The organism is Streptomyces swartbergensis (assembly GCF_002148965.1).
GTDB lineage: Bacteria > Actinomycetota > Actinomycetes > Streptomycetales > Streptomycetaceae > Streptomyces > Streptomyces swartbergensis.
This window is the reverse complement of record NZ_NGFN01000615.1, coordinates 1-2,370: the sequence shown is the minus strand read 5'-3', so window position 1 is coordinate 2,370 and position 2,370 is coordinate 1. Positions and strand designations below refer to the sequence as shown.

Genomic DNA, 2,370 nt, shown 5'->3' with positions numbered 1-2,370 from the left:
GGTGGAGGCGGCGGTGGCGGGGACTGACCTCTGGTCCCCGCATCATGGGCCTTGGAGCACGCACGTGTAAGGGGCGGCCTGTCCTTCCGGACGGGCCGCCCCTCTCCCGCGTGCGCGTCAGACCTTCAGTGTCTTGATCGACGTCGGCGCGTGGCCCGGCTCCGTGGCGAGTTCCTCGAACTCCACGACGTTGCCGATGTCGTTGGTCGTCGACATGGAGATGTTGGTGACGCGCTCCAGGATCGCCTCGACGACGACCGGGACCCGGAACTCAGCGGCGAGCTTCTTGGCCTGCTCGAAGGCGGCGCCGAGTTCGGCGGGGTCGGTGACGCGGATCGCCTTGCAGCCGAGGCCCTCGGCGACCCTGACGTGGTCGACGCCGTAGACGCCGAGCTCGGGCGCGTTGATGTTCTCGAACTCCAGGTTGACCTGGAAGTCGATGTCGAACGCGCGCTGTGCCTGGCGGATCAGGCCCAGGTAGGAGTTGTTGACGAGGACATGGACGTACGGGATCTTGTGCTGCGCGCCGACGGCCAGTTCCTCGATCATGAACTGGAAGTCGTAGTCGCCGGAGAGCGCGACGACGGACGCCTCCGGGTCGGCCTTGGCGACGCCGAGTGCGGCCGGGATGGTCCAGCCGAGCGGGCCGGCCTGGCCGCAGTTGATCCAGTGGCGGGGCCGGTAGACGTGCAGCATCTGGGCGCCGGCGATCTGCGAGAGGCCGATGGTGGAGACGTACCGGGTCTCCGGGCCGAAGGCCTTGTTCATCTCCTCGTAGACCCGCTGCGGCTTGATCGGGATGTCGTCGAAGTGCGTACGGCGCTGGAGGGTCGCCTTCCGCTCCTGTGCCGAGGCCGCCCAGGCGGAGCGGTCGGGCAGCCTGCCGGCCGTCTTCAGCTCGCGCGCCACCTCGACGAACAGCTCCAGCGCGGCCTTGGCGTCGGAGGCGATGCCGTAGTCGGGGGCGAAGATCTTGCCGATCTGGGTGGGCTCGATGTCGACGTGGACGAACTTCCGTCCGGCGGTGTAGACGTCGAGTTTGCCGGTGTGGCGGTTGGCCCAGCGGTTGCCGATGCCGAGGACGAAGTCGGACTCCAGGAAGGTCGCGTTGCCGTAGCGGTGTGAGGTCTGGAGGCCGACCATGCCGGCGTTCAGCTCGTGGTCGTCGGGCAGGACGCCCCAGCCCATGAGGGTGGGGACGACCGGAGTGCCGGTCAACTCGGCGAACTCGACGAGCAGTTCGGCGGCGTCGGCGTTGATGACACCGCCGCCCGCGACGATCAGCGGGCGCTCGGCGGCGTTCAGCATCCCGATCGCCTTCTCGATCTGGGCGCGGGTCGCGGCGGGCTTGTAGACCGGGAGCGGCTCGTACGTGTCCGGGTCGAACTCGATCTCCGTCATCTGGACGTCGATCGGCAGGTCGATCAGGACCGGGCCGGGGCGGGCGGAACGCATCAGGTGGAAGGCCTGCTGGAAGACGCCGGGGACCTGCGCGGCCTCCAGCACGGTCACGGCCATCTTGGTGACCGGCTTGGCGATCGAGGCGATGTCGACGGCCTGGAAGTCCTCTTTGTGGATCACGGCGGTCGGAGCCTGGCCGGTGATGCACAGGATCGGGATGGAGTCGCCGGTCGCGGAGTACAGGCCCGTGATCATGTCGGTGCCGGCCGGGCCGGAGGTGCCGATGCAGACGCCGATGTTGCCCGGGTGGGTGCGGGTGTAGCCCTCGGCCATGTGCGAGGCGCCCTCCACGTGGCGGGCGAGGGTGTGGGTGATGCCGCCGGAGGCCTTGAGCGCCGCGTAGAAGGGGTTGATCGCCGCGCCCGGGACACCGAACGCGTCGGTGACGCCCTCGCGCTTGAGGATCTCAACTGCCGCGCGGGCAGCGGTCATTCGAGCCATCGAGTACTCCTGCTTCGGCTGTCGGATTCGCACTCCCGTCGCGCCCCGCGGTGAGCTCTTCCGTATTGCGGAAATTAACTTCTACTATCTGGAATGAATGTATGCGGGGCGGGCGAAGGGCGTCAAGAGAGGGGCAAGCGGCGGACAGGCAGGGCTCCGCTGGAGCACGATGGACGGGCTGTCCCGATGTGACGCCGTACTGGAGTGGCCATGGCCGAGAGCGTGCCGGTGCGCTGTCCGTCCTGCCGACGAGAGCACCGCTTCACGGCCCCGTCGTACCCGTGCGTGTGCGGAGCGCCCGTCGCCCCGCGGCTCGACCCGGACGGGACGGTGACACCCGTCACCCATCGCGTCTGGCAGGACGACTGGGTGACGGTGCGGTGCGCATCCTGCGGCCGGCGCGGGGAGTGGCCGCGGCCGGAGGTGGGATGCCCGTGCGGGGTGGTGCTGCGGGTGCCGGTGGCGGAG

1 protein-coding gene and 1 pseudogene are annotated in these 2,370 nt (G+C 69.2%); one reads left to right on the top strand and one right to left on the bottom strand.

The features are described from left to right. Nucleotides 1-117 precede the first annotated feature (117 nt). Nucleotides 118-1,902: a glyoxylate carboligase gene (gcl, locus tag CA983_RS42825; protein ID WP_086606016.1), complete on the bottom strand. Its 1,785-nt coding sequence runs from the start codon at nucleotides 1,900-1,902 to the stop codon at nucleotides 118-120. Nucleotides 1,903-2,112: 210 nt separating this feature from the next. Here gcl and CA983_RS47400 point away from each other — a divergent pair. Further along, nucleotides 2,113-2,370: pseudogene (locus CA983_RS47400) on the top strand (hypothetical protein); the annotation flags it as partial.

Bases quoted from the DNA above. Each gene is read 5' to 3' on its own strand.
- gcl (WP_086606016.1), bottom strand. From the start codon at position 1,902: ATGGCTCGAATGACCGCTGCCCGCGCGGCAGTTGAGATCCTCAAGCGC.